The following is a 25,402-nucleotide window of genomic DNA, read 5'->3' as shown; positions in this document are numbered from 1 at the left end:
GTCTCCTCTATCGTGAAGAAAAGACCGGCAGGCTGCTGGGAGACCCCTGGATGGGACTGTCTGCGCGGATGGACGCCTTCCAGCGGCGTCACAAGGCGGCGGGTATTGCCCTTGCCGTGGCCTACAAGTTCTTTGACGACCAGGGCACTTACCTTGTCGCTCTGCTGACCTATTACGCCTTTCTGTCGCTGTTCCCTCTGCTTCTGCTCCTTGTCTCGGCGCTCGGGGCGCTGCTCCAGGACAACCCGCAGCTGCAGGAACGCGTCCTGCACTCGGTACTGAGCAAGTTCCCGGTGATCGGGGAGCAGCTGGGGCACAACATCCATTCCTTCCGCAGCAACGGTTTCGCGCTGGGAGTGGGCGTGGTGGTCAGCCTCTACGGTGCGCTCGGCGTTGCTCAGGCGGCACAGCTCACCCTGAACAAGATCTGGGGGGTCCCGCGCTACCGGCGCTCCGATCCGCTGCGATCACGGCTGAAGGGCATGCTGTTCCTGGGCGTTGTGGCAGCAGGCCTGGCCGCCACGACCGGTCTGTCCATCGCGGCATCGGCCAGTCGCGTCTTCGGTAGTCACCTCGGGGTCGAGGTGCGGTTCGCTGTCACCGTTGCCGCGATCGCGCTCAATGCGCTGGTCCTGCTGCTGACCTACCGCATGCTCACCCATCGCGAAATCCCGGCGCGGCGCCTTCTGGGAGCCTCGATCGGCGCGGCCTGCGCGTGGCAGGGCCTGCAGTGGGCCGGGACGTACTACGTCAGCAATGTGCTGCGGGGTGCCAGCGCCACCTACGGCATGTTCGGCATCGTGCTGGGTCTGGTCGCCTGGATGTATCTCACGGCTCTGGTGTTCGTCGTGGCAGCCGAAGTGAGCGCGGTGCGCCTGCACCGGCTGTGGCCCCGCAGCCTGATGACTCCCTTCACCGACGATGTACAGCTCACCTGGGCGGACCGGCGGGCCTACGAGTCCTACGCGAGGACGGAGCAGTACAAGAGTTTCGAGGAGATCAAGGTCTACTTCCGCCAGAAACCTCCGCCACCGGACGACACCGAGAACTCGTAGGCGATCGACGCCTGAGCCGACGACCGTCGGGTCCACGTTCGGCAGGACGGCAGCCGAACCGCGGGTCCAAGATGACGAAGCCGACGTGTCGGAGCGGCGTGGCCATCCGCTCTCCCGCTGGTGATCCCGCCGGCTACTGGCCTGCCCACCCACTCACAAGGAGATCGACCGATGGTCGCCAGCAGTCTTGTCCTCATCTCCAACGCAGGTGGCGTGGGCCGCAGGGTCCTCGACCGGCTTCGCGCAGAGGACGTGCTCGTTCGGGTGATGGTCCGCCACGACGACAACCGTGCGGCCGAGATGCGTGCCCTCGGCGCGGAGGTCGTCACCGGCGATCTGACCCGGCCCGAGAGCGTCGCGGCCGCGCTGGAGGGTGCCGGGCGGATGTACTTCGCGATGCCTGTGTCGCCGGACCATCTGCTGGCGACAACCGTGGTGGCCAGCGTGGCCCGCGAGTACGGGGGGCTCGACGCTCTGGTCGACATGTCCCAGATGACCGTGTCGCAGATGACCGCCACCAGCACCGCGGAGTCGCAGCAGCAGCGGCTGCACTGGCTGGCGGAGCAGGTACTGAACTGGTCGGGCCTGCCGGTGGTGCACATCCGGCCCACGTCGTTCCTGGACAACGCGCTGTTCACCACACTGGCGGCACGGTCGATCCGGGAGAACGGCACGATCGCGCTGCCCTTCGGTACCGGGCGCACCTCGCCGGTCGCCATGGACGACGTCGCCCGGGTGGTCGCCACCGTGCTGCGCGACCCGGCCCCGCACGTCGGCAACGTCTACGAGCTCACCGGGCCCCACACCGTCGACATGAGAGAACTGGCCGAGGAGTTCTCACGGGCGCTGGATCGCCCGGTGTCCTATGTGGATGTGCCGCTGGACCAGTGGCGCACCCAGGTGCTCGCGAAGGTGGGCCTGCCGCCGCACACCGAACAGCACATCGCCACCATGGCCCGGCTGCACCGTGAGAACCGCTACGACCGCGCGTCCGACGACGTCGAACGCGTGACGGGCGCACCCGCCCAGACGATCGAGGCGTTCGTGGCCGCGCGCAAGGACTTCTACCTCGGCTGAGCCGCACCCACCGGCTCCGTACACGCGCCACGGAGGCATCGACCCGCGCCCCGGCCCTGCCGAAACGACGCGCACGCCGCCCGGTTGCCGCTCATCGTCCGTTACTCCGATGCCGCCGCCAAGTCCCGGACCACGCCGAAGGTGGCCGGCTCGACCGTCGTCCGGCGCCTCGACAGCATCCAGGGCGCGGCCGTCGCACAGAACCGCAAGCGGGCCTCGGCCTTCTGGTCCGCGCTCACCGGCGCTTCCGGTACGGCGGCCCGTTCGGCGAGCCCGGCGTTCGCGGGCGGCATCGCCAAGGTCCGGCTCGACGGCAAGGTGAAGGCCGACCTGGCCGACTCCACCGCCCAGATCGGCGCGCAGCAGGTCTGGGCGGAGGGCGACACCGGCACGGGCGTGAAGGTCGCGGTGCTCGACAGCGGTGTGGACACCGCACACCCCGACCTGACCGGACAGGTCGACACCAGCGCCAGCTTCGTCCCCTACGAGGAGGACGTCGCCGACTTCAACGGTCACGGCACTTCGCGTACGACCTACGCCGACCCGCTGGTCAAGCGCGCGGCCAAGCCGCTGCCTGCCGGCAGCCGGACGCTCACGGCGGTCTACGTCTGCGAGGGCACGGCCCAGGCGCTCGCGCGGCAGGACGTGCGCGGCAAGGCCGTGGTGGTCCGGGGCAGCGACCCGGCCGCGATCAAAGAGCAGGCGGAGGCCGCCGCGACCGCGGGCGCGCAGATGCTCATGGTCGTCAACGACGGCATCGGCCGGCTGCAGCCCTGGGACGAGACTCCCTGGAGCCCGGAGAGCCCTGCCCCGCTGACCGTGGCGACCCTCAACGCGGACCAGGGCGCCGACCTGATCGACGCGCTGCAGCACGGAGCGGTCAAGCTGAAGGTCACCTAGCACCCGACCACCGACTACGTCTACGACGTGGTGCACCACTGGTCCGGCGCGGTCCCGGCGGACCCGACCTGGCGGGGAGAAGTCCAAGGACCTGGGCAGGGTGGACGTCTCCTTCCGCAACTACCGCCAGGGCAAGGCGATGGAGTTCCGCCCCGACGTCTGGCGCGGCTGGGCCGTCGGCAACCAGCTGACCGTTCCCGCCCAGGGCGAGCGGACCGACTGGGTCACCTCCGACGCCAGATGGCTGGACGACGCCTTCATCCAGGGCGAGACCGGGCAGCACTCGTTGGACGTTCTGCGCTACCCGGCGCGGAAGACCGGCAAGGTCTCCTGGTTCGGGCCGATCCAGCGGCCCCGGATGGGCCCGATGGGCTATCAGCCGGTGCGGTACCTCGACACCATGTACATCACCGCGCCCGGCTGGGGTGACTCCGGCGTCGGCCACGTGGGCGAAGCCGGCGCCAACTTCGACGTCAAGGACTGGGTCGGGCTCCACCAGGGCGACCACCTGCTCGACTGGGGCAACGCCGAGTGGCTGCAGGTTCCCGCGCTCGCCGCGGAACGGCTGCCCTACCGGCTGGTGGTCGACAACGACCGGGGAGCCTGGGCCAACCCGTACTCGACGCACACGCTGACCGAGTGGAACTTCACCTCCGCGGTCACCGGAAGCGACTCGACCGTGTCACTGCCGCTGATCCAGCTCGACTAGGGCGTGGACACCGACAAGGCGGGCCGAGCGAACCGGCACACCCAGCTGACGGTCACCGCTTCCCACCTGCCCGGCACGACTGCCGGCATCGGGAAGCCCTCCCTCGAGGTCTCGTACGACGACAGGGCGACCTGGCAGCGGGCCGACCTGGCCAGCCACGGTGACGGCTGGGCCACGGCCCTGCGCGCGCCGAAGTCCGCCGGCTTCGTCAGCCTGCGGGTCACTGCGCGCGACAGTGCGGACAACAGTGTCTCGCAGACGATCACCCGGGCCTTCGGTCTGCGTTGACGTCGCCTGACATGCTCACCCGCCGGTCGGGGCCGCCTGCTGCGGCTCCGGCCGCGGCGTCAGGCCGTGCGATCCATGACGACCGGCGGTCGCCGACGATCGGGGGAGACCGGGTGGTCCGGGATCAGTTCCACCGGCGGTGCAGGAGCTGGTCGAGCAGCAGATAGGCCCGTTGCTCCGCTGCGGCGAGCTCGGGGGGATCGATTCCCGCTGACCACAACTCACCGGCCGCGGCGTCGTCGGCCTCGCGCAACTCCACCACCGCCGCCGCCAGATCCATCGAGACGTTCGGGTGCGGCGGCCCGGAAGGGGCGGCCAGCGCCCGCTCCGCGCGTTCGGCCGCACCCTCGCACGCGGCGTGCGCACGCTCCACCCGCACCGCGGCATGGTCGTGGACCACCGCCAGTGCGCAGACCAGGCCCACGACGATCCCCAGGAGGCTGGCCAGCCCCCGGTCACGGACGAGTTCGCCGGCGGACACCGGGGCGGCCAGGTCGCCTAGCAGCAGGGCCAGCGGCGTGAGGAAGACGACGCCGAGGCCGTAGTTGCGGACCACGACGTATTCCAGCAGGAACTCCATGAGCACGATCACCAGGGCGAGGACCACGGGGCCGGGGTGTGCGGCCAGCACACCGAGGGTGAGCAGCAGTCCGACGATCGTGCCCAGAGTCCGCTGGGCCGCACGCTGTGTCGTCGTTCGGATGTTGACCGAGTGCAGCACGGCGGCCGCCGAGATCGCCGCCCAGTAGCCGTGTCGTAGCCCTAGCAGGGCGGCCAGCCCACCTGCCACCCCCGTGCCGAGGACCATCCGCAGCGCGGGAACGATCCGGACCGGGACACGGCCGGGGCCGCCGAGGGGGCGCCCCACCAACAGTTCGGAGGCACGCCGTGCGGCGGGATCGGACTGTGCCGCAGCTGTCCCGCCCACGTGGGTGGCCGCGTCGTCCGGTGTCTCCTGAGCCGGGGGCACCAGCTCGGGCAGCACCGGGGGAAGTCGGCGGCGCCGGTCCGCGAGGAGATGGGCCTGCCGGCGCAGGACCTGCGCCGTGGCGCTGGAGTCGTCGGCCGACCGGCGCGCGGAGCTGATCAGCAGCGACCAGGACACGTCGGTCAGGGTCACCACGGTCCCGGTCCCGCCGGGTTGCTGCGCGTGCGTCGGCGGCGTGAGACCGAGGGAGTCGTATGCCCGCAGGACGGCCGCCGTCGCTCGATGGCGCGTCCGGCCGGTCGCGAGTCCGCGGTCGGCTGCTTCCAGCAGCTCCGCGAGGGCGCGCAGGGCCGCTGCGACCGCGAGCCGTTGAGGGCGGTCCGGATGGACGAACCGGCCTGCCATCGCCAGCGCCCAGGCCACCGCCGATGCCGCCGCGGCCAGTCCGGTCTGTGGGAGGACGGCGGCCGGAGCGGTCGAGCTGTTGGCTGCCACCGCGAAGGAGAAGAGCAGCAGAACCGCGCCCAGGCCGCCCAACCGCGTCGCGTCACAGACGAACTTGGCCAGCCCGGCGACCAGGGCCGTAACCGCCACCACCACGACCTCGCCGATTCCTCCGGCGCGCGGATCGAGCCATGCGGCGAGCGCCGAACCGCAGCCCACGCATGCCGTCATGGCCACCCCGACCAGCGCGAGAACGCGAGCGCGGCGAGGGTAGGGCAGATTGCGCCCGAACGTGGTGGTGAACGAGCCGAGCATGGCGTAGACAGCGAGATCCGGCCGCCCGGCCAGCACGATCGGCAGCGCCACCACTGCCATGGCCAGGGCCGCGCGCAGCGCGAAGAGGAAGGCTCCGTCCACCTCTTTCAGGGCCAGCGCACCGCGGGGAGAAAGCACCCGCGCCACCCGGGCGACCGATCGCCGCCGTCCCTGCCGTCTGTCAGGTCCGTCGCCGGGCTGACCGGCGGGGGGACTGCTTCGGTTCTGTCTCATGACTTCCCGGTTGCCGCTGTCCGCGGTCCCCCCGGCTCGCCGCGGCCGCAGTCGTCGAAACGGTGGCCGGTGTGGGCGTCCGCACGACATCAGGCACGCCGCTGGGTATCGCCGCGACGCAGACATCGCCCGCTCATCACTGTGCCCGATGTACGCAGGGCAGGCCTCTCGGCAGAGGTCCTGCCCCGCTCCCGTACTCGCGTCCGTCCCCTGCCCGTGGGCGTCAGCCCTGGACGGGCTCGCCGATCCGCCTGACCTCGAGCAGCATCGCCTGGTCGGGGTTGAGATTCGGCATGGGCAGTCCTGCGACCCCGAGGACCGCGCCGGGCAGGGTCAGCCCGCCCTCGAGTGCCTGGGGCAGCCAGGCCGGGCCCGAGGTCTGGTGCAGGGACGGCAGGCCCAGTTCCGTACGGACCCTGACCTGGTAGGTCGCATCGGCGGCCAGTCCGGGCAGGCGTACGCGTCCGGACTGCCCTTCGGGGGACGTGGCCACCCGCGCCCAGCAGTACAGCGCGGCGGACTGGTCGTACGCCACCACCCCGTGCAGCAGTGTCGCGTCGCCGGCGAGGTCGGCGCGGACCGTGCGGCCTCCGTGCAGCAGGGGCCGCAGTTCCCGGTAGAGCGCGGTCCAGGCGGTGAGCCGGGCAAGTTCCTCGGGGGTGCACCGGGTGATGTCCTGCTCGATGCCCGTGTGCCCGAACAGGGCTGTGGCCAGCCGGAAGCTGTCGTAGCTGATCCGGGCGGTGGTGTGGCTGGTGGCCGCGCCGACGTGGGCGCCGATCAGCTCGGGCGGCAGAAGCTGGGTGGTCCAGCGCTGAATGGCCTGGCGCTCCACCGGGTCGTTGCAGTCCGAGGCCCACACCCGGTCGGTACGGGCGAGGATGCCCAGGTCGATCCGGCCGCCGCCGCTGGCGCAGCTCTCGATCTCCAGCCCGGGGTGGCGCTCCTTGAGGGCGTCGAGCAGCCGGTAGAGCCCGAGCACCTGGGCGTGCGCGACCGGGCGGTCGGCGTCACCGTGCACGGCCTCGTGCAGCTCCCGGTTGTGGTCCCACTTCAGGTAGGCGATGCCGTACTTCTCCACCAGTGCGTCCAGCGCACCCAGCAGGTAGTCCCACACGGCGGGGTTGGAGAGATCCAGGACGTGCTGATGACGGGAGGACGGGCCGACTCCGCGGGCCGGGCCGAGCACCCAGTCGGGGTGTTCCCGGGCCAGGTCCGAATTGAGGTTGACCATCTCCGGCTCGACCCACAGCCCGAACTCCATGCCGAGCGAACGCACATGGTCCACCAGCGGCGTCAGTCCCTCGGGCCACACCACGGGGTCCACGGTCCAGTCGCCCAGCCCGGAGTGGTCCGAGCGGCGCCCGCGGAACCAGCCGTCGTCCAGCACGAAGCGCTCGACACCGACCTCGGCGGCCTTGTCGGCCAGTCGAAGCAGGCGGTCCAGGTCGTGGTCGAAGTAGACCGCCTCCCAGCTGTTGAGAATCACCGGGCGGGGGGTGCGCGGGTGGGCGGGCCGGGCCCGCAGCAGGGTGTGGAAGCGGTCGGCGAGGCCGTCGAGTCCGTGGTCGGACCAGGTGAAGTGGCATACCGGCGTGGTGTAGGACTCCCCGGGGGCGAGCCGGATCTCCCCGGCCCGCAGCAGCTCTCCCCCGCCGAGCACCGCGGCGTGGGCGCCGGCGCCCTCCGGCAGTTGCTCGACCAGATACCGCTGGTCGCCGCTCCAGGCGATGTGCACACCCCACACCTCGCCCTCGCGGAAACCGAACCCGGGCACGCCCACCGCCACGAGGTACGGCGAGTCAAGGCCGGGCTTGCCCCGGCGCACCTGCCGGGCGTAGCTGCCGTAGGCCAGCGGGCGGCGCTGGGGAGAGCGCTCCCGGCTCCACTTGCCGGTGAAGTCCAGGATCTCCCCGGCCCGGCGGGGCAGCGGAAGCAGGGTGGTGACCTGCGCGAGGTCGTAGGGCGCCGGGTCGGCGTCCTGCTGCCGGGTGATCCGGGTCTGCACGCCCAGCACTCCGGAGGGCTCCAGCCGGTAGGTGACGGTGGCGTCGAGTCCGGCTCCGGGGTCGGTGAGCCGCAGGGACAGTTCGCCGCCCTCGGCCTCGGGGCGGTAGGCGGTTTCGGCGAGGCTCAGCCGGGGCGCGGCGGAGGTGCCGGCCAGGTGGCCCTCGTGGGCCGGGGTGCCGGACCAGCCGTCCGCCTCCGTGGGCCAGACGGTGAAGCGTCGTGGGATGTCGATGGAGTTGTTGAGCACGGCGGGCTCGTCGGTCAGCGCGAGGGCAGCCAGTCCGTCCTCGGACAGCTCGCCCAGGTCGGCCCCCCAGTGCAGGACTCTTGGCACCGGCTCGGTGAGCTCCACGACGAGTGAGGTGCCGGCCGCGCGCAGGGCGAGGATCCCCGGGGTGGTGTCGGACATACAGAGCCCTTTCCGTTTGTCCGGTCCGCCGGACGCGCCCTGGTCGTGGGCCGCGTCCGGCGTCCGGTCACCAGTTGCTGTCGGACGTTCAGTGCTGCGCGAGCAGCGTCTTGCTCTTGTCCTGCATGTCGTTGAAGACGGAGTCGTTCTTCTGGCCGGCGAAGTACGCCTCGAACAGCGGCTCCAACGCGTCCTGGATGGCGGCGCCATTGCCGTAGACCGGGGACGGGTAGAGGACATTGTTCTTCATCATGTCCGTGAACACGGACAGATCCACGCCGTGGGAGGCCAGGGCCTTGGCCGACGCGTCCATGGCGGCCGGGATCGAGGGGAAGAAGGTGCCGGTCTGCGACGCCTTCGACTGGCAGGACTCGGAGCCCATGAAGGAGATCCACTTCCAGGCCAGGTCCGGGTTCTTCGTGCCGGCCCAGATGTTGTTGCCGTTGGAGTTGCTCAGTACGGCCCGGGTCTTGCCGTCGGGACCGTAGGGGGTGGGCGCGATGCCGACCTTGAGGCCCGGGAGCTTCACGAAGGTCGCGGCCTCCCACGAGCCGGCACTTTCCATGGCGACCTTACCGGACGCCAGGAGGTCGACGTCGCTGACGCTGTTGGCGAAGTCGCCGATCTTGGGCGCGTAGCCCTTCTGCGTCAGGGAGCGGATCCAGTCCATGGTCTTCACGAACCGCGGGTCGCTGTAGTCGAACACCGTCGGCCAGGTGGGCTTGTCGCCCAGGCGCCAGCCCGTGGTGTCGACGAGAGGGCTCCACGTGGTCTGGCCGATGAAGTCCTTGGCCGCGACCTGTCCGTAGCCGTAGGTCTTGATGTGGGACTTGTCGAAGCCCGGCTGGTCGCCGCGCCGGCCCTTGGAGTCGATGGTCATGTGGGCGATCATCTTGCCGAGCGTGCCGCCGTTGTCGGGGTTCCAGTTCAGCGAGTCGACGTCCTGCTTGGTGTACCCGGCCTTGGTCAGCGCGTCCGCGTTGTAGTAGATGCCGGTCGCCGCCCAGTCCAGCGGGAGCGCGTACTGCTTGCTGTCGGTGAACTTCCAGGCGTCCACGCCCACCGAGAAACGGGACAGGTCGAACTTGTCCTTGGAGATGAAGCTGTCCAGCGGCATCAACTGGTGCTGGGAGGCGTAGGCCTGGAAGAACTGGACGCTGTTCTGGAACGCGTCGGGTGCGTTGCCGGCCACGAACCCGGCGGTCAGCTTGGTGAAGTAGTCGTTCACGTTGTACTGGGAGATCTTCACCGTGACGCCGGGATTGGCCTTCTCGAAGTCCGTGGCGCACACCTGGTAGGCCGCGGCCTGCTTGTCGTCCCAGGTCCACCAGTTGACGGTCTTGGAGCCGCCGGCGCTGGAGGAGCCGGAGGAGCAGCCGGAGACCACTGCCGCCAGAGTGAGCGTGGCGCCCAGGGCGACGGCCTTTCGTATGCCGGTGATTCTTTTCATCGTTCCTTCTTTCGGGGTGGCACGGGGGATGCGTGGGACGGCGACGCTTGCGGACGGGACGACGATTTGAGGAGCGCGCCGAACGCGCTCAGGGCCATGGCCAGGTCTTCGGGGCCGCCGGCGTCATGGCCGTTGAACTCCCACAAGCGCAGCTGCTTGGGCCCGGAGTAGGCCTGGTAGGCGGCGATCGCGGTGACCGGCGGGCACACCTCGTCGCGCAGCCCCGCGGAGAACCAGGCCGGGGCGGTGGCCCGGCGGGCGAAGCCCAGTCCGTCGAAGTAGCTCAGCGTGCGGAACGTCTGCTCGACCCGGTCGCGGCGGGCCCCCAGATAGCCGATGAGCTCGGCGTACGGATCCGCGTCGGTGAGCCGGGTGGCCTGCCGGATGTCACAGAGGAAGGGCGCCTGGAAGTGGGCGGCCGACAGGTCGGGGACGAGTCCGGCGACCGCGAGCGCGATGCCGCCGCCCTGGCTCGGACCGACGACGGCGACCCTGGCCGCGTCGACGAGGTCGGAGCGGCTGCGCAGGGCCTCGACGGCGCGGACGGCATCGGTGAACACCCGCCGATAGACGTAGGTGTCCTTGTCCTCGATACCGCGGGTGAGGAAGCCGGGATACGCGGGGCCGCTGCCGACCGGGTCGGGGGTGGCGCCGCCGCCCGCCCATGCGCCTCCCTGCCCGCGGGTGTCGACCAGCAGGTGGGCGTATCCGGCGGAGGCCCACAGCAGATCGTCGATGGGTGCGCCGCGTCCGCTGCCGTAGCCGTGGAACTGCACGACGGCGGGGAGTGGCTCGGTGCGCTGCCGGGGCATGCGCAGCCAGCCGCGGACCGGATGGCCGGCGAAGCCGGGGAAGACCGCGTCGTAGACGTCCACGGTCTCCAGACCGGTGGCCACGGACGTCAACTCCAGCACGGCTGCCTGATCGGCGCGGGCCTCGGCGAGGGTGGCTTTCCAGAAGACGTCGAAGTCCGCCGGCTCGCGGTAGGTGCTGCGGTAGGAGAACAGCTCGGGCACATCCTGCTCCGTCAGCACGGCACCGGCTCCCCCCGCTGGCGCAGGTCCGCGTCGAGGGTGATCTGGGTGCCGACCGGGATACGAATCTCGGCGACGCGCTCCCCGTAGCGGATCCGGACCGGCTCGGCGTCGTCGCCGGCGATCCGGCGCACGGTGGCCGTAGTCGGGACGCCGTCCCTCCAGGTGAAGTCGACCGCGAGACCGCCCCGGCACCGCAGGTCCGTGGCCTGGCCGTCCGGCCACTGCGCGGGCAGGGCGGGCAGCAGATGGACGGTGCCGGTGTGGCTCTGCACCACCATTTCGGTGAGGGCGGCCATGAAGCCGAAGTTGCCGTCGATCTGGAAGGGCGGGTGGGTGGAGAAGAGGTTGGGCAGCAGCCCGCCCCAGCGGGAGCCGTCGACCGGGGCATCGGTGCCGGGATCGCCGTCGAGCGGGCGACTCGCCTCCAGCAGGAGAGAACGGGCCGTCGCGGCATCGCGCAGCCAAGCCCGCAGGGCGATCTTCCACCCCCAGGACCAGCCCATGGCGCCGGGGCCCCGTCGGTCCAGCAGCTTCAGCGCGGCTCGGGCCAGTTCGGGCGTCCTCTCCGGATCGATGAGACCGAGGGGGTGCAGGGCGATCAGCTGGGAGAGGTGACGGTGGTGCGGGTCGGCCTCGGGCAGGTCATCGGCCCACTCCTGCAGCCAGCCGCCGGCCGAGATCCGTGGCGGCCGCAAGCGGGGCAGGGCGGCGCGGATCTCGTCTGTCAGCGGGCTGTCCAGGGTCAGGATCTCGGCTGCCTGCAGGGTGCGGTCGAAGGTGGCCTGGATCAGCGCGATGTCCATGGCCGAGGAGCGGGTCAGGGACCTGGGGGTGCCGTCGGCGTCGAGGAAGAGGTTCTCCGGTGAGGTGGACGGGATCGTGTCCAGAAAACCGGTGCCCTCGTCGACGAGCCAGTCCAGCAGGAACTCGGCGCAGCCACTGAGCAGCGGCCAGGCCCGGTTCCGCAGGAAGTCGAGGTCGCGTGTGAACTCGTAGTGGTCCCACAGGTGCTGGGACAGCCAGGTGCCGCCCATCATCCAGATCGCCCACGAGGGGTTGCCGTGGCCCATGCCGACCGGCAGCGCCCAGCCCCACATGTCGGTGTTGTGATGTGCCACCCAGCCACGGGTGCCGTAGACCTCTCGCGCGACCTCGGTGCCACCCGCGGCGAGTCGGTCGAGCAGATCGAACAGCGGCTCGTGGCAGGAGGCGAGACCGGCCGCTTCCGCGCCCCAGTAGTTCATCTGAGTGTTGATGTTGATGGTGTAGTTGGAGGACCAGGCCGGCCGCAGATCGGCGTTCCAGATGCCCTGAAGGTTGGCCGGAGGCCCGGCGTGCGGGCGAGAGGCGCAGGTCAGCAGATAGCGGCCGAGCTGGAACAGAACGGTGGCGGTGAGGAGTTCGTCGTCCCCGCTGAGGATGTCGCGTGCCACGTCGTAGGTGCCGGCGCGACGCGAGCCGATGCGCAGGGCGGTGCCGCCGAGCAGGGCGCGCACTTCGTCCTCGTGTGACTTCAGCAGGCTGCCGGCGCCCTGGGCGGCGGCCTGCTCGGCCACCAGGGCCGCGGTGGCCAGGTGGGTGGCGCGGTCCACGGTGGCCTGTCCCTTCCAGTGGAGGGCGGCGTTGGTGGAGCTGGCGAGGGTGATCAGGAGGTGGGAGGCGCCGAGGACGAGGAGGCTGCCGTCTGCCGCGGTCACCTCGCCGTCAGTGGTCAGAGCGAGTGCGAGGGCACCGAACGGGTCGTAGTCGCCGACGGGTCCGTCCGCGTACCGCAGTGGTTCGGCGACACCGGGTTCGTGCGCGGGCGCTCCGTCGACCGGTATCTCCACGCCCAGGGTGAGGCTGCGGACGGTGGACGAACGGTGAACCTCGCGCAGCGGCGTGGACAGTTCCACCCGCACGTCCACGGTGCCGCCGTCCGCGTCCACCGCCGTGCACAGGGTCCCGGCGACGGCATCGGCCCAGACCCGGCGGCGGACGGTCGTGCCGTCCAGGCCGAATCCGTCCTCGGCGACCGCGGAGTCGAGGTCGAGGGTCCGGCCGTGGTAGTCGGCCTCTTCGCCGCCCTCCACCGTCAGCCAGAGGTCGGCGTAGGGCAGGTACTCCTGGCTGTACGGCCCTTCGAAGGTCATCAGCAGCGCCTCGGCCCGATCCTGGTCGCCGGAGCGGATCGCGGCGCGGACCTCTTCGAGCCGCTGGGGGCCGGCACCGGCCGCGCGCACCGCGGCGAGGGCGGCGGCCGGGCCGCCGGGGGTGCCGGACCACACGGTGGAGTCGTTGAGCTGGATCCGGGCCCGGTGGGCGCCGCCGAAGACCATCGCGCCGAGCCGGCCGTTGCCGACGGGGGCGGCTTCGGTCCACCGGCCCGCGGGCGCGGGCCACTTCAGCACCAGGTCGGTGGGGTGCATGGCTGTGCCGTCCTATCGAGGTGTGCTGCCGTGGATTACTTGAGGCCGGAGAAGCCGATGGAGTTGACGATGCGCTTGCCGAAGGCGACGAAGAGCAGCAGCATCGGCAGGGCCGCGATGAGGGCGGCGGCCATCAGGCCCGCCCAGTCCGGCGCCGCCTGTGGCGAGGACTGCTTGAAGACGCCGAGCGCCAGGGTGAGCGGCTGCACGTCCGGGCCGTTGGTGATGAGCAGCGGCCAGAAGTAGTCGTTCCAGGCGTTGACGAACATCAGCAGGGACACGGTCGCTATGGGCGCGGACGACATCGGCAGGATGATCCGGAAGAAGATCCGCAGCGGTCCGGCGCCGTCGATGATCGCGGCCTCTTCGACTTCGCTGCTCAGGCCCAGCATGAACTGCCGCAGGAAGAAGAGCGTGAACGCCTGGAAGAGGCCGCCGGGCAGGATCAGTCCGGCGAAGGTGTTGGTCAGCCCCAGGTCCTTCACGAAGACGAAGTTGGGCAGCAGCGTGAACACGCCGGGCACCATCAGGGCGCTGATCAGGATGTTGAACACCAGGTTGCGGCCACGCCAGTGCAGGCGGGAGAAGGCATAGGCGGCTGCCGCGGAGAGCAGCACGATCAGCGCCGTCTGAACAGACGCGTAGATCAACGAGTTGCGCAGGTAGAGCGCGATGTCGAGGGAGGCGCCGGAGCCGCCCTGGGCCTGGGCCTGCGCGGTGGAGGCGATGCCCAGGGCCCGTTCGAACGCCCCCCAGGTGAAGCCCACGGGCAGTGGTGAGGACGGGTCGGTCGCCAACTGGTAGTTGTTCGACAGCGCGGTGCGCAGAATCCAGTAGAACGGGAAGAGGGTGACCACCACGACGACGGCCAGGTAGATCCAGGCAGCGACCCTGCCGGCTGAGAGCCTTCGGGTGTCCTGCCGGGGCCGGCGGCGCAGGACGGCCGCCTGGCCGGGAGTGATGCTGACAGCCATGTCGGCCTCCTTCAGTTCAGGTCGGATTCGTTGGCGCGGGCGAGCCGCAGCTGGGTGAAGGTGACCGCGATGAGAAGCGCGAACAGGGCCAGCGACATGGTGGCGGCGTAACCGAAGTCGAACTGCCGGAAGGCCTTGTCGTAGATGTACATCTGCAGCACGTTCGAGGCATTGGCCGGGCCGCCCTTGGTGGTGACCTGGACGATGTCGAACACCTGGAAGGAGTTGATCACGGTCAGGACGACCACCATGACCAGGATCGGCCGCAGCAGAGGGACCGTCAGCCGACGGAACATCTGCACTTCGCTCGCTCCGTCGACCCGGCCGGCCTCGTAGATGGTCGGCGGGATCGTCTGCAGGCCGGCGAAGATCAGCAGGGCGTAGTAGCCCATCCACTTCCAGACGCTGATCGCGGCGAGCGAGGGGATCGCCCATCCCCCGCTGCCGAAGAAGAGGATGGAGTGGCCGGTCAGATGCTTGATGACAATGCTGATGATGCCGAGGGTCGGGTCGAGCATCCACTGCCACACCAGGGCGGCGATGACGTTGGAGATCAGGAACGGCAGCAGGATCACGCCGCGCAGGGCTGACGATCGGGTCACCCGATGCAGCACCACCGCCGTCGCCAGCGAGACCAGGGTGCCGAAGCCGACGGACAGCACGACGAAGTAGACGGTGACCAACAGCGAGTGCCAGAAGACGTCGTCACCGAACATCTCGCGGAAGTTGGCCAGTCCCACCCACTGCGGCGGGCTGAGGACGTGGAAGTCGGTGAAGCTGAGGTAGATGCCGCGCAGCGTCGGATAGGCGAAGAAGACAGCGAATCCGGCGACGGCGGGGAGGATGAGCAGCAGTGCGACCGGCAGGTCCCGGCGGCGGGCCGCCGCCGACCGGGTCGTGGTGGGGGAATGCGGCTTGCGGACCTGACGGGTCATTCGGATTTTGCGGAGCTTCGTGGAGGCGGCGGCCGTGGTGGTCACCGCGGCGGACGACGGTGTGGCCGGCGTCGTGGGGTTGCCCTGTGATGTGACCACCACGGCACACTCTCCTCGGTGTCAGACGGATGGAAGACGGGTCGGAGCCGGGCGGCTGATCAGAGGGTGATCCGGTCCACGTCGGACACGTAGTCCGAGGGGTTGCCGAAGGTGATCGTGTTGGCGCCCGCCTTCAGCTGCACGGGCACGGTGATCGACTGCGGGCGGCCCCAGTTGTTGTCGTTGCTGCCGGGCAGCGGCAGTTGGAAGGACTTGCCGTTGGCGGTGACGACGACGGTGCGGCCGGAGGAGCCGTCGGTGTAGTCGAGCTTCATCAGGTACGTACCGTCCTTGGGCGCGGTCACGTTGCCGATGGCCACCGATCCGGTGTAGCCGAGGTTGCCGACCTTCTTGCCGCCGGAGCACTCGGAGCAGTCCGAGAGGGAGGCGTTGCCGCTGAGGGTGTTGCCGGGCGCCTCGGCCTCGTACGAGACCGGTCCGCCTGCCGCGGGCGTGGTGATCGCCACGGCCTTGCTGGGCGAGGACTCGTGCCCCTGGGCATCATGGGCGACCACGGTGAGGGAGTAGCCGGTGCCGGCGCTGAGGCCACTGAGGGTGGCGGAGGTGCCGGTGACGGTGGCGGCCTTCGACCCGTTGGCGTAGACGTCGTAACCGGTGGTGGCGGTGCCCGAGTTCACCGCGTCCCAGGCGAGCGAGACGCTGGTCGCGGTGGAGGCGGTGCCGTGCACGGCGAGCGGGACCGCGGGGTTCTTGCCGGTGCTGGGCGGCGTGATGCGCAGCAGACGGGAGCCGTGCGGGGGCAGGTTGTCGGTGAAGGAACCGCCGACCGAACCCAGGTTCTTGTGGCTCCACAGGTCGCGGACCGCGGCCTTGCCGTTGATGCCCAGGTCGCTCCAGTCGGCGGTCACGTCCGAGTAGCCGCCACCGAGGTTGAACAGCGCCACGGTGTAACTGCCGTCCGCGTTACGGGCGTACCAGACCTGCTGCGGGGTGTCCTGGCTGACCGGCTTGGCCGGGTTGCCCGTCTGGTCGACCGCGATGACCTCGTCGTTGGTGAGCAGCTTGAGGCCGTAGGAGTCGAGCTTGGTGAGGTCGTCACCGATGTACAGCGGGGCGGACTCGATGGCCCACAGCGTCATGTAGCTCTGCCGCTCGGTCTCGTTGATGCCGTCGAGGGGACCGGCGCCGACGTCGAGGGAGTCGAGGTTGTTCCAGTGCCCGGGACCGGCGTCGGGTATCCACTGCACGACGTCGTTCCAGCGCTGCTTCACCGAGTTGTTCCAGGTCACCAGCGTGTCGCAGTAGCACTCGACATCCGTGTCGACCCGCCACCCGTTGGAGTTCGCCTTCCAGACGTCCGCCTGGTTGTGGCTGAGCGACCAGGACAGGATGAACTCGATGGGCCGGCCGGTGTTCTGCAGCGCGGTGTGCCACGCCTTGATGTCGGGAACGTTGTTGTGCGCCTCGTCGCCCTGGTTGGAGCCGGGTCCGACTCCGTCGATCTTGAGGAAGTCCACGCCCCAGCTGGCCAGTTCGTCGGCTTCGGACTGGATGTACTTGGTGGTGCAGGGGCTGGCGAAGTTCAGCTGGTAGGAGACGTTGTCCCAGCCGCTGGTCTTGCGCAGGTCCGGGTAGACGATGTCCTTGGTGGTGCAGCCGGGCGCGTTGTAGATCGGCGTGTTGCCGTTGTTGTAGTAGTCCTGGTAGAGGCCGACCGCCAGGTAGAGGCCGAACTTCAGGCCCTTCTTGTGCAGGTAGTCCCCGACGTACTTCATGCCGTGGGGGAACTTCTTGAGATCCGCGGTGGGACGGGCGTAGCCGTCGCCGACGTTCTTGCCGTTGTCGACGTTCCAGCCGGCGTCCACGTTCACGTGGTCGTAGCCGTGGGACTTCAACTTCGATGCCAGGACATCGGCCTGCTGCAGCACATGGGCTTCGGTGAGCCAGTTCTCCCCACCGTAGCCGGGGAAGTTGGTCGATTCGAGGCTCCAAGTGCTGTAGCCCATGTACGGCTTGGCGGCCACGACGGGCGCGGCGGCGGAGGCCTGGGTGCCGGAAGACACTTCGGGATCGGCGGCGCGCGCGGCGGCGGGCACGGCGAAAGCCACCGCGAGTGCGGTGGCACAGGCGAGTGTGAGACGTGCGGGTCGAGCTTGACGAGCCATGGATGTACTCCGTCTGGGCGCGACTGCAGGCGGACTTCCCGCCTGAGGGATCGGGGGTGCCGGGAACCCCTCGGCGGTGGTCGTCCCGGAGCACCACCGAGGAAGAGCTGAGACCGTCGGGGACGAGTGGCCTCGCTCCTCCCCGGCGCGACACCGTCCAGTCCGCTCCGGCGAGGAGTGCGGCGAATGTAGCCAGGCTTTCCTTCCAGCGTCAACATAGTCGACGCCAATAAATCCGATGTCTTCTTCGGGAACTCTGTACAGCGAGGCGTTTTCCCTACCGCAGGGGCATATAGATGGGATGACTGGCGCCTTGTCTTAGTTTCCTCAAGAAATGTATGGTCACGGCATGACCCTTGCCGACCAGCCGCCCGCCGCCGTCCTGGTCTTCCAGACGCTGCTACAGCACGGCCCCCTCAGCCGTGCCGAGATCGGACGGCGGACCGGGTTGTCGGCGGGAGCCGTCACCAAGGCGGCCACTCCGCTGATCGCCGACGGCTGGATCATCGAGGCCGGCCGCCCCGCGGAGCGGGCCAACGGCCGTCCGGCGACGCCGATCGCCGTACGGGCGGAACGAGCCCACTTCGCCGGGGTGAAGGTCACCGGGGACGAACTCATCGGCGTACTGGCCGATCTGGCGGCCAAGCCGCTCACCTCCCGGCGCACCGCCCTGAGTTCGCGTGACGTGGGCACCGTGGTGCTGGCGATCGCCGGGCTGGTGGATCAACTGCGGGCCGCGGCGGGCCTGGAGGAGGCCGACGCGATCCACAGCATCGGCGTGACCATCTCGGGCGACGTGGACGGACAGACCGGCACCGTGCAGTACTCCCCCTTTCTGAACTGGCGCCGGGTGCCACTGGCCCAGCTGGTGGAGTCGACCACGGGCATTGCAACGGTCATCGAGAACGACGTACGGGCCCTGACCGTGGCCGAGCAGTGGTTCGGTGCGGGCGCCGGCCTGTCATCCTTCGCTCTGGTCACCGTCGGCGCCGGCATCGGCGCCGGGCTCTCGATCGGCGGCCGGGTGGTGTCCGGGGCGCACGGAGTGGCGGGCGAGGTCGGCCACCTCCCGGTAGGCGGGAGCGACCGTATCTGCACCTGCGGCAACACCGGCTGTGTCGAGGCGGTCGCCTCGACACACGCGATCATCGAACAGGCCCGCCAGGCCGCCGTCGACCCCGCACTGACCATGGACGAGGCGGTACGACGCGCGCACGCCGGCGACCCTGCCGTCGGGGCGGTCTTCGCCCGTGCCGGACATGCCATGGGCCTGGCGCTGGCCTCGGTCGCCAACCTCATCGGCCCGGAACGGATCATCATCTCCGGTGAGGGCGTGGCCTCCTACGACCTGTTCGCCGACCAGATCCGGCAGACCTTCGCCGCCCATGCGTTCGGCGCCGCCGCGGACTGCGACCTCGTGGTCCGGCCGCTGCCGTTCGAGGAGTGGGCCAGAGGCGGCGCCGCGGTCGCGGCCCAGCGGGTGTTCGCTCCGGCCAAGTAGGCCACCCGGCAGTCGCTGCGGGAATGGCGCTCCGGGGGTGTCGGTGCCGGCTGTTTCCGTCCGGCTCCGACACCCCGCGCGAGTCGGCTCAGGCCGCGCCGGTGCGGCCAGCTCGTCCGCCTCGTCCAGCAGATCCATCAGGGTCGCCCGGGCGCGGGCCACGCGGGAACAGACCGTCGCCAGGCGTGGGTACGGTTTCTTGCCCGGCGTCGCACTCAATCCACCTGGCGTGATGCGGGTCACTGCGAGCGCCGGGAAGCGCGAGCGCACGCCGTCCCCCTTCCCCCGCGCCCCGGCACATGGGTGACACGCGCGTCTTCCCACGGCACGCCGGGTATCTCTCGGGCAGTCCCCGCGACCGCCGGTCCCGGACACCGGCGCGCCGCAACGGCACGCCCACGGAGGTAGCAAGCATGACCGAAATCAGCGGGCTGGAGCCCGTCGCCACGTTCTGCGGCAACTGCAACTGCGGCTGTCCGCAGTTGTTCGTCGACCCGAGCGCACCGCCCGACCGCCGGATCGTGCTCACCGATGACTTCGGCCAGCGCATCCAGATGAGCACCGACCAGTTCTCGTCACTCGTCGACGACGCCAAGGCCGGAAAGCTGGACGGCATCACCCTGCCCTGAAGCCGGATTCCGGCCACGCCATCGGCTCCCGCCCGGGCCCGGAGGAACGCGGCCTGCCCTGGGCGGCCGGCATTTCCTCCACGCCCGGGACTCGTCCGCGTGCCGGACGCAGCCACCAGCACGGGGGTCGGGTCATGTTTCGCGGCGGCATTGCCGACAGACGCACCGTTTTCCGTGATAAATACTCAAAACGTATGTGTTCGGAAGTTGTGGTGCGGCCGGAACCGGAACGCGGGTCGAGATGCTGCCCGGTCGCGCCAGACGGCCATGCGCTGCAAGGCCACACATCTCACCGACGGAAGGTGGACGGGCGTGCGGCATTACGATCTTGTGGTCGTGGGGGCGGGCACCGGCAACATGCTGCTCAGCGATGAACTCGCACGTCTGCACACCGCCGTCGTGGAACCGGGTCGTTTCGGCGGCACCTGCCTCAACAGAGGCTGCATTCCGAGCAAGATGTTCGTCCTCGCAGCCGACGCGGCCAGGGGCGCGCGGGCGTCAGCACGGCTCGGTGTCCACGCGACCGTCGACCACGTGGACTGGACCGCCATCCGCGACCGGATCTTCCACCGCATCGATCCGCTGCACGACAGCGCGCTGACGTATCGCAGGAACAACGGCATCGATGTCTACACCGAGGAAGGACGCTTTGTCGCGCCGAAGGTGCTCGAGGTCGGAAACGAGCGGATCACCGCCGACACGTTCGTCATCTCCGTCGGATCACGACCCGTGGTGCCGGACATCCCCGGCCTCGACTCCGTGGCCTACCACACCTCGGACACCATCATGCGGATCGACGAGGTGCCCGCATCCCTGGCCGTCATCGGCGGCGGTTTCATCGCGGCCGAGTTCAGCCATGTGTTCGGCGCTTTCGGCAGCGATGTCACGATCGTGCAGCGGGGGCCGCGCCTGCTGACCGGAGAGGACGAGCAGATCTCGGCGCGGTTCACCGAACTCGCGTCGCGGCGCCACCGCGTGCTTCTCGACGCCGCTGTCACCTCTGTCGAACCGAGCCCGGAGGGCGTGACACTCACCGTGTCGTGTCCGGACGGCGAGCGTGTCGTCAGGGCCGCGGCGCTGCTGGTCAGCGTCGGCCGCCGGCCCAACACCGACCGCCTGGACGCGGCCGCCGGAGGCCTGGAACTCGACGAACACGGTCACATCACGACCGACAGCGCCTACCGCACCTCGGTGCCGGGGGTCTGGGCACTCGGCGACGTGGCCAATCACTTCCAGCTCAAGCACATGGCGAATGCCGAGTCGCGTGTCGTGCGGCACAACATCCTCCATCCGCAGGACCTCCACACGCTCCCCTACAACATCACGCCGCATGCCGTCTTCACCGACCCGCAGATCGCGAGTGCCGGACTGACCGAGCAGGAGGCACGCCTCCGCGGGATCGAGTACCTGGTGAGTGTCCGCGACTACGCGGCGACCGCCTACGGATGGGCCCTGGAGGACACCACCAGCTTCGTGAAGGTCCTGGCGAACCCTCACGACCGTATGATCCTCGGCGCACACATCATCGGCACACAGGCCGCGACACTCATCCAGCCCCTGATCCAGGCGATGACGCTGAACCTGACAGTCGACCGCATCGCCCGGGACGTGCTGTACATCCACCCGGCACTCACCGAGGTCGTGGAACAGGCCTTGCTGGCCCTGTGACTGTGAACGGGACGGGCCGCGCGGGCACGGGTCCGACTCGCCCCCAGGAGGGGCGCCATGACCCGTGTCCCGATGACGCCCTGCTCAAGCGAGGTGCGGCCCCGGTTCCTGCCCCGTCAGCTGGTGCCGCGCAGAGGTCGCAGTACCGCGGCACCGGCGCGCGCGATCGCGGACACCGGAGCCCCCACCCATTGGATCAGGTCCCGTGACAGGGCGGTGTCGAGCTCGATGGTCACCCGGACGTATCGGGTGTGCAGCCGGGTGACCTTGGCGGGACGCGGTGCGGCAGCGTCCGGTTCGCGCTGCAGGGCGGCTCGGTAGGTGTCCTTGCGCTGGTTCACGCCTTGTCCTGACGCTTGATGAGTTCGTCCGCGAGGTCCATGTACGCCGACCCCTTGACCTCGACGGGGCCGCCGAATGACTGGGCGTACAGGTCGAGGCGCGGAATATGGGTGGACAGCACGTCGAATCCCCGCTCGGTGAGGGCCTCGCGCGCGTCGGCATCGGGACCGGTGCGCGTGGCGTCGGCACGATTCGTGCGGTTCAGCAGGACAGCCGCACGGGCCGGCCGGGCGCGCAGGGACTGCACGTCGCCCATCTCACCGCCGATGGGTGCCATGCGGTCCAGCTCGATGGGGGCCGGGGTCACCGGCACGATCCACTCGCTCGCGTATCTCATGATGCTGCGGGCGATGTGCGCGTGGTCCTCCATCTGCGGGGCGTCGAACACCACGGCCTGCCGGTGGCCGAGGAAGTCGTTCACGCGCCGGTGCACATCACCCACCGGGAGGGCGATCACAGGAAACGGGAAGCCACCCGCCAACTCGCTCCAGCGCAGCGCCGAGGAGGCGGGGTCACTGTCGACCAGAAGGGGTGAGATACCGGACTCGTGAAGTGCGTGGGCCAACCAGACCGCGCTGGTCGTCTTTCCCACTCCGGGCTTCAGATTCACAAAGGCGTAGCTCAGCGACACAGGGGGGACGCTAGTGGTCGCGAGCGGCTGGTCGCCGTCGGCGCGGGGCGCAAGGACACGTCGTTCACCCTGCCGCGCGATGGATCACTCGTATGGGCCAGTGCCGGGGCCGCCGGGCCGCGCGAGGGTCGCGTGTGACGACGCGTCGCGGACGGGGGATTCACTTGGTGTCGGCGTGGACGCACATGTCACAGAAGCGAAGCAATGGGAAGCGAACGGAAACGAAGGGAAGGGCTGCGATGGAGCAGACGACGTGCTGTGTGGTGGGCGGCGGGCCCGCCGGAATGGTCCTCGGTCTGCTGCTGGCCCGGGCCGGCGTCGCCGTGACGGTCCTTGAGAAGCACGGCGACTTCCTGCGAGACTTCCGCGGTGACACCGTCCATCCCTCGACTCTGGCGCTGCTGGACGACCTCGGCCTGGCCGAGCCATTCTCCCGTCTGCCGCAACGTCGGGTGGACACCGTGCAGCTGCCGCTCGGCGCGGAAGGGTCGCTGATCACCGTCTCGGACATCAACGTCCTGCCGGGCCCGTACAACTACGTGGCGATGGTGCCGCAGTGGGATCTGCTCGACCTGCTCGCCGACGAGGCACGCAAGGAGCCGTCCTTCTCTCTGCGCATGAACACCGAGGCGACGTCCTTCCTGCTGGAACACGGACGGGTCACCGGCGTGCGGTACCGCACGGAGGACGGCCGAACCGGCGAACTGCGGGCCACCCTCACGGTGGCCTGCGACGGCCGGGGCTCGCTGGCCAGGTCCAGGCCCGAACTGGGGTTGCAGGAGTTCACCTGTCCCATGGACGCTTGGTGGTTCCGGCTGCCACGACGGGAAGCCGACCCGCAGGGCCTGGTGGGAGGCGTCGGCGACCGGATCCTCACCGCACTGATCGACCGTGGGGAGTACTGGCAGTGTGCCGTGCTGATCCCCAAGGGGACCGACGCCGAGCGTCGCGCCGCCGGACTCGACCGGTTCATGGCCGAGTTCTCGGGCGCCGTGCCCTGGCTGGCGGACCGGACGGATGCGCTTCGGTCGTGGGACGAGGTGAAGATGCTCGACGTACGGCTCGACCGCCTCCGGCGCTGGCACCGCCCTGGCCTGCTGTGCATCGGCGACGCGGCCCACGCGATGTCACCGGTCTTCGGCATCGGCATCAACCTCGCCGTGGAGGACGCGGTGGCCGCCGCAAGGTATCTGGTCGAACCGCTGCGCAGGGGTGCGGTCGGCGTAAAAGACGTACGCGCCGTTCAGCGGCGCCGGTGGGCGACCACGGCCGCGACGCAGGCACTGCAGCGGATCGCTCACGCGCGGGTCATCGCGCCCGTGTTCGCGGGACGGCCGCCCCTCGGAAACGCCAGGCGGGCGGAGCGGGTGGGCGACCTGCTCACCACGTCACCGTGGGTCAAGCGGGTACCGGCGTACTTCATCGGCTACGGCGCTCTGCGCGAGCGTCCGCCTGCCGCGTCGGTACGGTGAGGCGACAGGCGGACGGGACCGCTCCCCACTACCGTGTGTGAGCGGCACAGGCAGTGGGGGAACGGCCCCGTCCGTGCGGTCGATCAGCTGTGGGAGACGGTCAGTCCGTAGAAGGCGACCCTGGCTCCCTTCGTGGTGCTGTCCGAGGACGACTGGTTGTAGGAGCCGGCCTTGAAGTACTGCTTGTACGGCTTGAAGGACGACGGGATGGCGTAGTGGGTGGTGCTGCCGTTGACCGTCAGGTCGATGGTGTTCCCGTCGGAGACGCCGATGGTGTACCGCCAGGTCTTGCCGATGGACACGTGCCCCACCGTGTGCAATGTCTGGCCGCCGGACGGGGAGTTCTCGGTGCCCAGCACGATGTCGCCGTTGGCGTGGTAGTACAGCTCCAGGAGCGGCTTGGTGGACGAACCGCCGGTGCCGAGGTGGATCTGCCCTACGCACACGTTGGACGTCACGGACACCACGCGCAGGGTCGCGTTCAACCGGTGGGTACCGCTGAGCGGCCAGTTCGCGGCGCTGCCGTCGCGGTTCATCTCCCGGAGTTCCGAGCGGGCGTAGTTGGAGTTGGGCGTGGTGACGCCCAACTCCGGGGCCCAGAAGGTCATCGCACCGTCACGCGAATCGGTGTAGAAGTAGGCGTCCTGGTAGCCATTGGGTCCCTGGAGCCGGGACGACGGAATGGTGGTCGGGGAGCCCGGCCAGCCGACCGGCTCCTGCAACTGCCAGATCGACAGGTCGAAGTTGCCGCCGGGCGCGACGTTCGGGTCCGCGGCGTCGGCGCTGCCACCGCCGAAGACCGCCAGCGCGCCGACGACACTCGCGACGGTCGCCGCTGCGAGGAACTTGGAACGGGTCATGTGGGGGGCCTTCCGAGGAGTCGGGAGGAGAGTGGGGTCACTGCGCGGTCAACTGGAAGCTCTGGGCGCCTGATCCGTCGCAGCTGCGCTGGGTCAGCTGGACGCTGTTGCCGGCCGTGGCGGCGGCACTGAGGCACTTGCCGCTGTGGCGGGCGACCAAGTGGTAGCGCTCGCCCGTCTCCTGGACCGGCCTCCACTGCTGGTTCTGGCCGCCGGCGTAGGACCACAGCTGCAGTGGCGCGTTCTCCGCCTGCGAGCGGTCGGTGACGTCGATGACCTGCTGGGGGTTGCCGCGGGCGGCGATACGGGAGTAGCCGCTGTCGGTCGAGCGGAACTGGAACTGCTGCGCCACGGTGTTGTTGCAGGTGTATTGCTGGACGACGGTGCCGTTGGCGGTGGCGGCGGCTCGCGCGTCCACGCACGTCCCGTTGCCGGAGTTCCGCACTGTGTACCAGGCGGTTTCGGAGGACCGGGCGCCGTCTCGTCGTCCTGGATAAGGGCGAGGTTGAAGACGATCTGGTGCGGGACATGGTGGAGATACTGACCTCGTTCTGCGCCCGCCTGTACGGCCCAGGCTGACGGTGGGGGGGAACGGTGAAAGCTCGGTTCAGCCAGCTGAACGTGAGGCGCATTTCTGAGTCGCTGGCGACCTGTGAACCTAAAGGTCTGAACCAGAGGCGTCAAGATGTGAAGCAGGGTCACGTCCCTGCGTGAGCAACTCGCGTACCCCTTGAAGCAAGATGACGATGCAGAGCTCTACCGCCTCCTTGCGCCGCGGGTTCACTCGTGGGCGCGGTGAGGAGGAGCGAGCTGTACATCGTTGAAAGGCGGAGAAACATCCGGGCCGGGTCGGCTCGCTTTCCGGCCGAGACCACCGCAGAGCCCGCTCCCGGACGAGACG

General features: G+C 69.6%; 20 protein-coding genes and 2 pseudogenes. 10 read left to right on the top strand and 12 right to left on the bottom strand.

Going from position 1 to position 25,402, the window contains the following annotated elements:
• Positions 1 to 50: 50 nt before the first annotated feature.
• The 5 genes from ACWDA7_RS20250 to ACWDA7_RS20230 all read left to right on the top strand — a co-directional run bounded on the left by ACWDA7_RS20250 (position 51) and on the right by ACWDA7_RS20230 (position 4,029).
• Positions 51 to 1,055 (top strand): YihY/virulence factor BrkB family protein, encoded by a 1,005-nt coding sequence (locus ACWDA7_RS20250; protein ID WP_450605636.1) that lies wholly within the window; start codon positions 51 to 53, stop codon positions 1,053 to 1,055.
• A gap of 171 nt (positions 1,056 to 1,226) precedes the next feature.
• Positions 1,227 to 2,132 (top strand): NmrA family NAD(P)-binding protein, encoded by a 906-nt coding sequence (locus tag ACWDA7_RS20245; protein ID WP_450605635.1) that lies wholly within the window; start codon positions 1,227 to 1,229, stop codon positions 2,130 to 2,132.
• An 84-nt stretch (positions 2,133 to 2,216) separates the two neighbouring features.
• Entirely contained in the window at positions 2,217 to 3,032 is an 816-nt protein-coding gene (locus tag ACWDA7_RS20240; protein WP_450605634.1) for a S8 family serine peptidase, read from the top strand.
• A gap of 100 nt (positions 3,033 to 3,132) precedes the next feature.
• Complete coding sequence (locus ACWDA7_RS20235) at positions 3,133 to 3,741, top strand: hypothetical protein (RefSeq protein ID WP_450605633.1); 609 nt, start codon at positions 3,133 to 3,135, stop codon at positions 3,739 to 3,741.
• Between the two features lie 3 nt (positions 3,742 to 3,744).
• Positions 3,745 to 4,029, top strand: a complete 285-nt coding sequence (locus ACWDA7_RS20230) for a hypothetical protein (RefSeq protein WP_450605632.1) — start codon at positions 3,745 to 3,747, stop codon at positions 4,027 to 4,029.
• Between the two features lie 124 nt (positions 4,030 to 4,153).
• On the opposite strand, the gene ACWDA7_RS20225 is transcribed toward ACWDA7_RS20230, so the two are convergent.
• From ACWDA7_RS20225 to ACWDA7_RS20190, 8 genes are all read right to left on the bottom strand, one after another.
• Positions 4,154 to 5,950, bottom strand: coding sequence for an FUSC family protein (locus tag ACWDA7_RS20225; protein WP_450605631.1), 1,797 nt, complete (start codon positions 5,948 to 5,950; stop codon positions 4,154 to 4,156).
• A 223-nt stretch (positions 5,951 to 6,173) separates the two neighbouring features.
• A complete protein-coding gene (locus ACWDA7_RS20220) occupies positions 6,174 to 8,369 on the bottom strand; it encodes an alpha-galactosidase (protein ID WP_450605630.1) in 2,196 nt (731 codons plus the stop codon).
• 88 nt (positions 8,370 to 8,457) lie between these two features.
• Positions 8,458 to 9,819: an ABC transporter substrate-binding protein gene (locus tag ACWDA7_RS20215; protein WP_450605629.1), complete on the bottom strand. Its 1,362-nt coding sequence runs from the start codon at positions 9,817 to 9,819 to the stop codon at positions 8,458 to 8,460.
• Positions 9,816 to 10,853 (bottom strand): acetylxylan esterase, encoded by a 1,038-nt coding sequence (locus ACWDA7_RS20210; protein ID WP_450605628.1) that lies wholly within the window; start codon positions 10,851 to 10,853, stop codon positions 9,816 to 9,818. The genes ACWDA7_RS20215 and ACWDA7_RS20210 overlap by 4 nt, the downstream gene beginning before the upstream one ends.
• The gene (locus tag ACWDA7_RS20205) at positions 10,847 to 13,264 is read right to left on the bottom strand and encodes a glycoside hydrolase family 95 protein (protein WP_450605627.1); all 2,418 of its coding nucleotides are present in this window, start codon (positions 13,262 to 13,264) and stop codon (positions 10,847 to 10,849) included. Before ACWDA7_RS20205 ends, ACWDA7_RS20210 begins: the two co-directional genes overlap by 7 nt.
• Positions 13,265 to 13,299: 35 nt before the next feature.
• A complete protein-coding gene (locus ACWDA7_RS20200) occupies positions 13,300 to 14,238 on the bottom strand; it encodes a carbohydrate ABC transporter permease (protein ID WP_450605626.1) in 939 nt (312 codons plus the stop codon).
• Between the two features lie 11 nt (positions 14,239 to 14,249).
• Positions 14,250 to 15,275: a carbohydrate ABC transporter permease gene (locus tag ACWDA7_RS20195; protein ID WP_450605625.1), complete on the bottom strand. Its 1,026-nt coding sequence runs from the start codon at positions 15,273 to 15,275 to the stop codon at positions 14,250 to 14,252.
• Between the two features lie 56 nt (positions 15,276 to 15,331).
• Positions 15,332 to 17,398, bottom strand: coding sequence for a fibronectin type III domain-containing protein (locus ACWDA7_RS20190; RefSeq protein ID WP_450605624.1), 2,067 nt, complete (start codon positions 17,396 to 17,398; stop codon positions 15,332 to 15,334).
• Between the two features lie 349 nt (positions 17,399 to 17,747).
• Here ACWDA7_RS20190 and ACWDA7_RS20185 point away from each other — a divergent pair, with 349 nt between their 5' ends.
• From ACWDA7_RS20185 to ACWDA7_RS20175, 3 genes are all read left to right on the top strand, one after another.
• Positions 17,748 to 18,899 carry an ROK family transcriptional regulator gene (locus ACWDA7_RS20185; RefSeq protein ID WP_450605623.1) on the top strand — a complete coding sequence of 384 codons (1,152 nt, stop codon included), beginning with the start codon at positions 17,748 to 17,750 and terminating at the stop codon, positions 18,897 to 18,899.
• A 413-nt stretch (positions 18,900 to 19,312) separates the two neighbouring features.
• Positions 19,313 to 19,528, top strand: a complete 216-nt coding sequence (locus ACWDA7_RS20180; RefSeq protein ID WP_450605622.1) for a hypothetical protein — start codon at positions 19,313 to 19,315, stop codon at positions 19,526 to 19,528.
• 312 nt (positions 19,529 to 19,840) lie between these two features.
• Complete coding sequence (locus ACWDA7_RS20175; RefSeq protein WP_450605621.1) at positions 19,841 to 21,196, top strand: mycothione reductase; 1,356 nt, start codon at positions 19,841 to 19,843, stop codon at positions 21,194 to 21,196.
• A 116-nt stretch (positions 21,197 to 21,312) separates the two neighbouring features.
• Here ACWDA7_RS20175 and ACWDA7_RS20170 read toward each other — a convergent pair whose 3' ends face one another.
• On the bottom strand, positions 21,313 to 21,537 hold the full coding sequence (locus tag ACWDA7_RS20170) for a hypothetical protein (protein ID WP_450605620.1): 225 nt from the start codon (positions 21,535 to 21,537) through the stop codon (positions 21,313 to 21,315).
• The gene (locus ACWDA7_RS20165; protein WP_432924166.1) at positions 21,534 to 22,169 is read right to left on the bottom strand and encodes a nucleotide-binding protein; all 636 of its coding nucleotides are present in this window, start codon (positions 22,167 to 22,169) and stop codon (positions 21,534 to 21,536) included. The genes ACWDA7_RS20170 and ACWDA7_RS20165 overlap by 4 nt, the downstream gene beginning before the upstream one ends.
• Before the next feature lie 239 nt (positions 22,170 to 22,408).
• Between ACWDA7_RS20165 and ACWDA7_RS20160 the strand changes: the two genes are divergently transcribed.
• A complete protein-coding gene (locus tag ACWDA7_RS20160; RefSeq protein WP_450605619.1) occupies positions 22,409 to 23,641 on the top strand; it encodes an FAD-dependent oxidoreductase in 1,233 nt (410 codons plus the stop codon).
• A gap of 83 nt (positions 23,642 to 23,724) precedes the next feature.
• On the opposite strand, the gene ACWDA7_RS20155 is transcribed toward ACWDA7_RS20160, so the two are convergent.
• Together ACWDA7_RS20155 and ACWDA7_RS20150 are read right to left on the bottom strand one after the other, a co-directional pair.
• Positions 23,725 to 24,501, bottom strand: coding sequence for a polysaccharide lyase family 7 protein (locus tag ACWDA7_RS20155; RefSeq protein WP_450605618.1), 777 nt, complete (start codon positions 24,499 to 24,501; stop codon positions 23,725 to 23,727).
• 37 nt (positions 24,502 to 24,538) lie between these two features.
• Positions 24,539 to 24,967: pseudogene (locus ACWDA7_RS20150) on the bottom strand (RICIN domain-containing protein); the annotation flags it as partial.
• A gap of 2 nt (positions 24,968 to 24,969) precedes the next feature.
• Here ACWDA7_RS20150 and ACWDA7_RS20145 point away from each other — a divergent pair.
• A pseudogene (locus tag ACWDA7_RS20145) lies at positions 24,970 to 25,080 on the top strand (IS607 family transposase); the annotation flags it as partial.
• Between the last annotated feature and the right edge of the window lie 322 nt (positions 25,081 to 25,402).

This window comes from Streptomyces sp. NPDC001156, assembly GCF_053598275.1.
The sequence above is the reverse complement of the archived record's forward strand: the minus strand, read 5'-3'. Positions and strand labels throughout refer to the sequence as shown.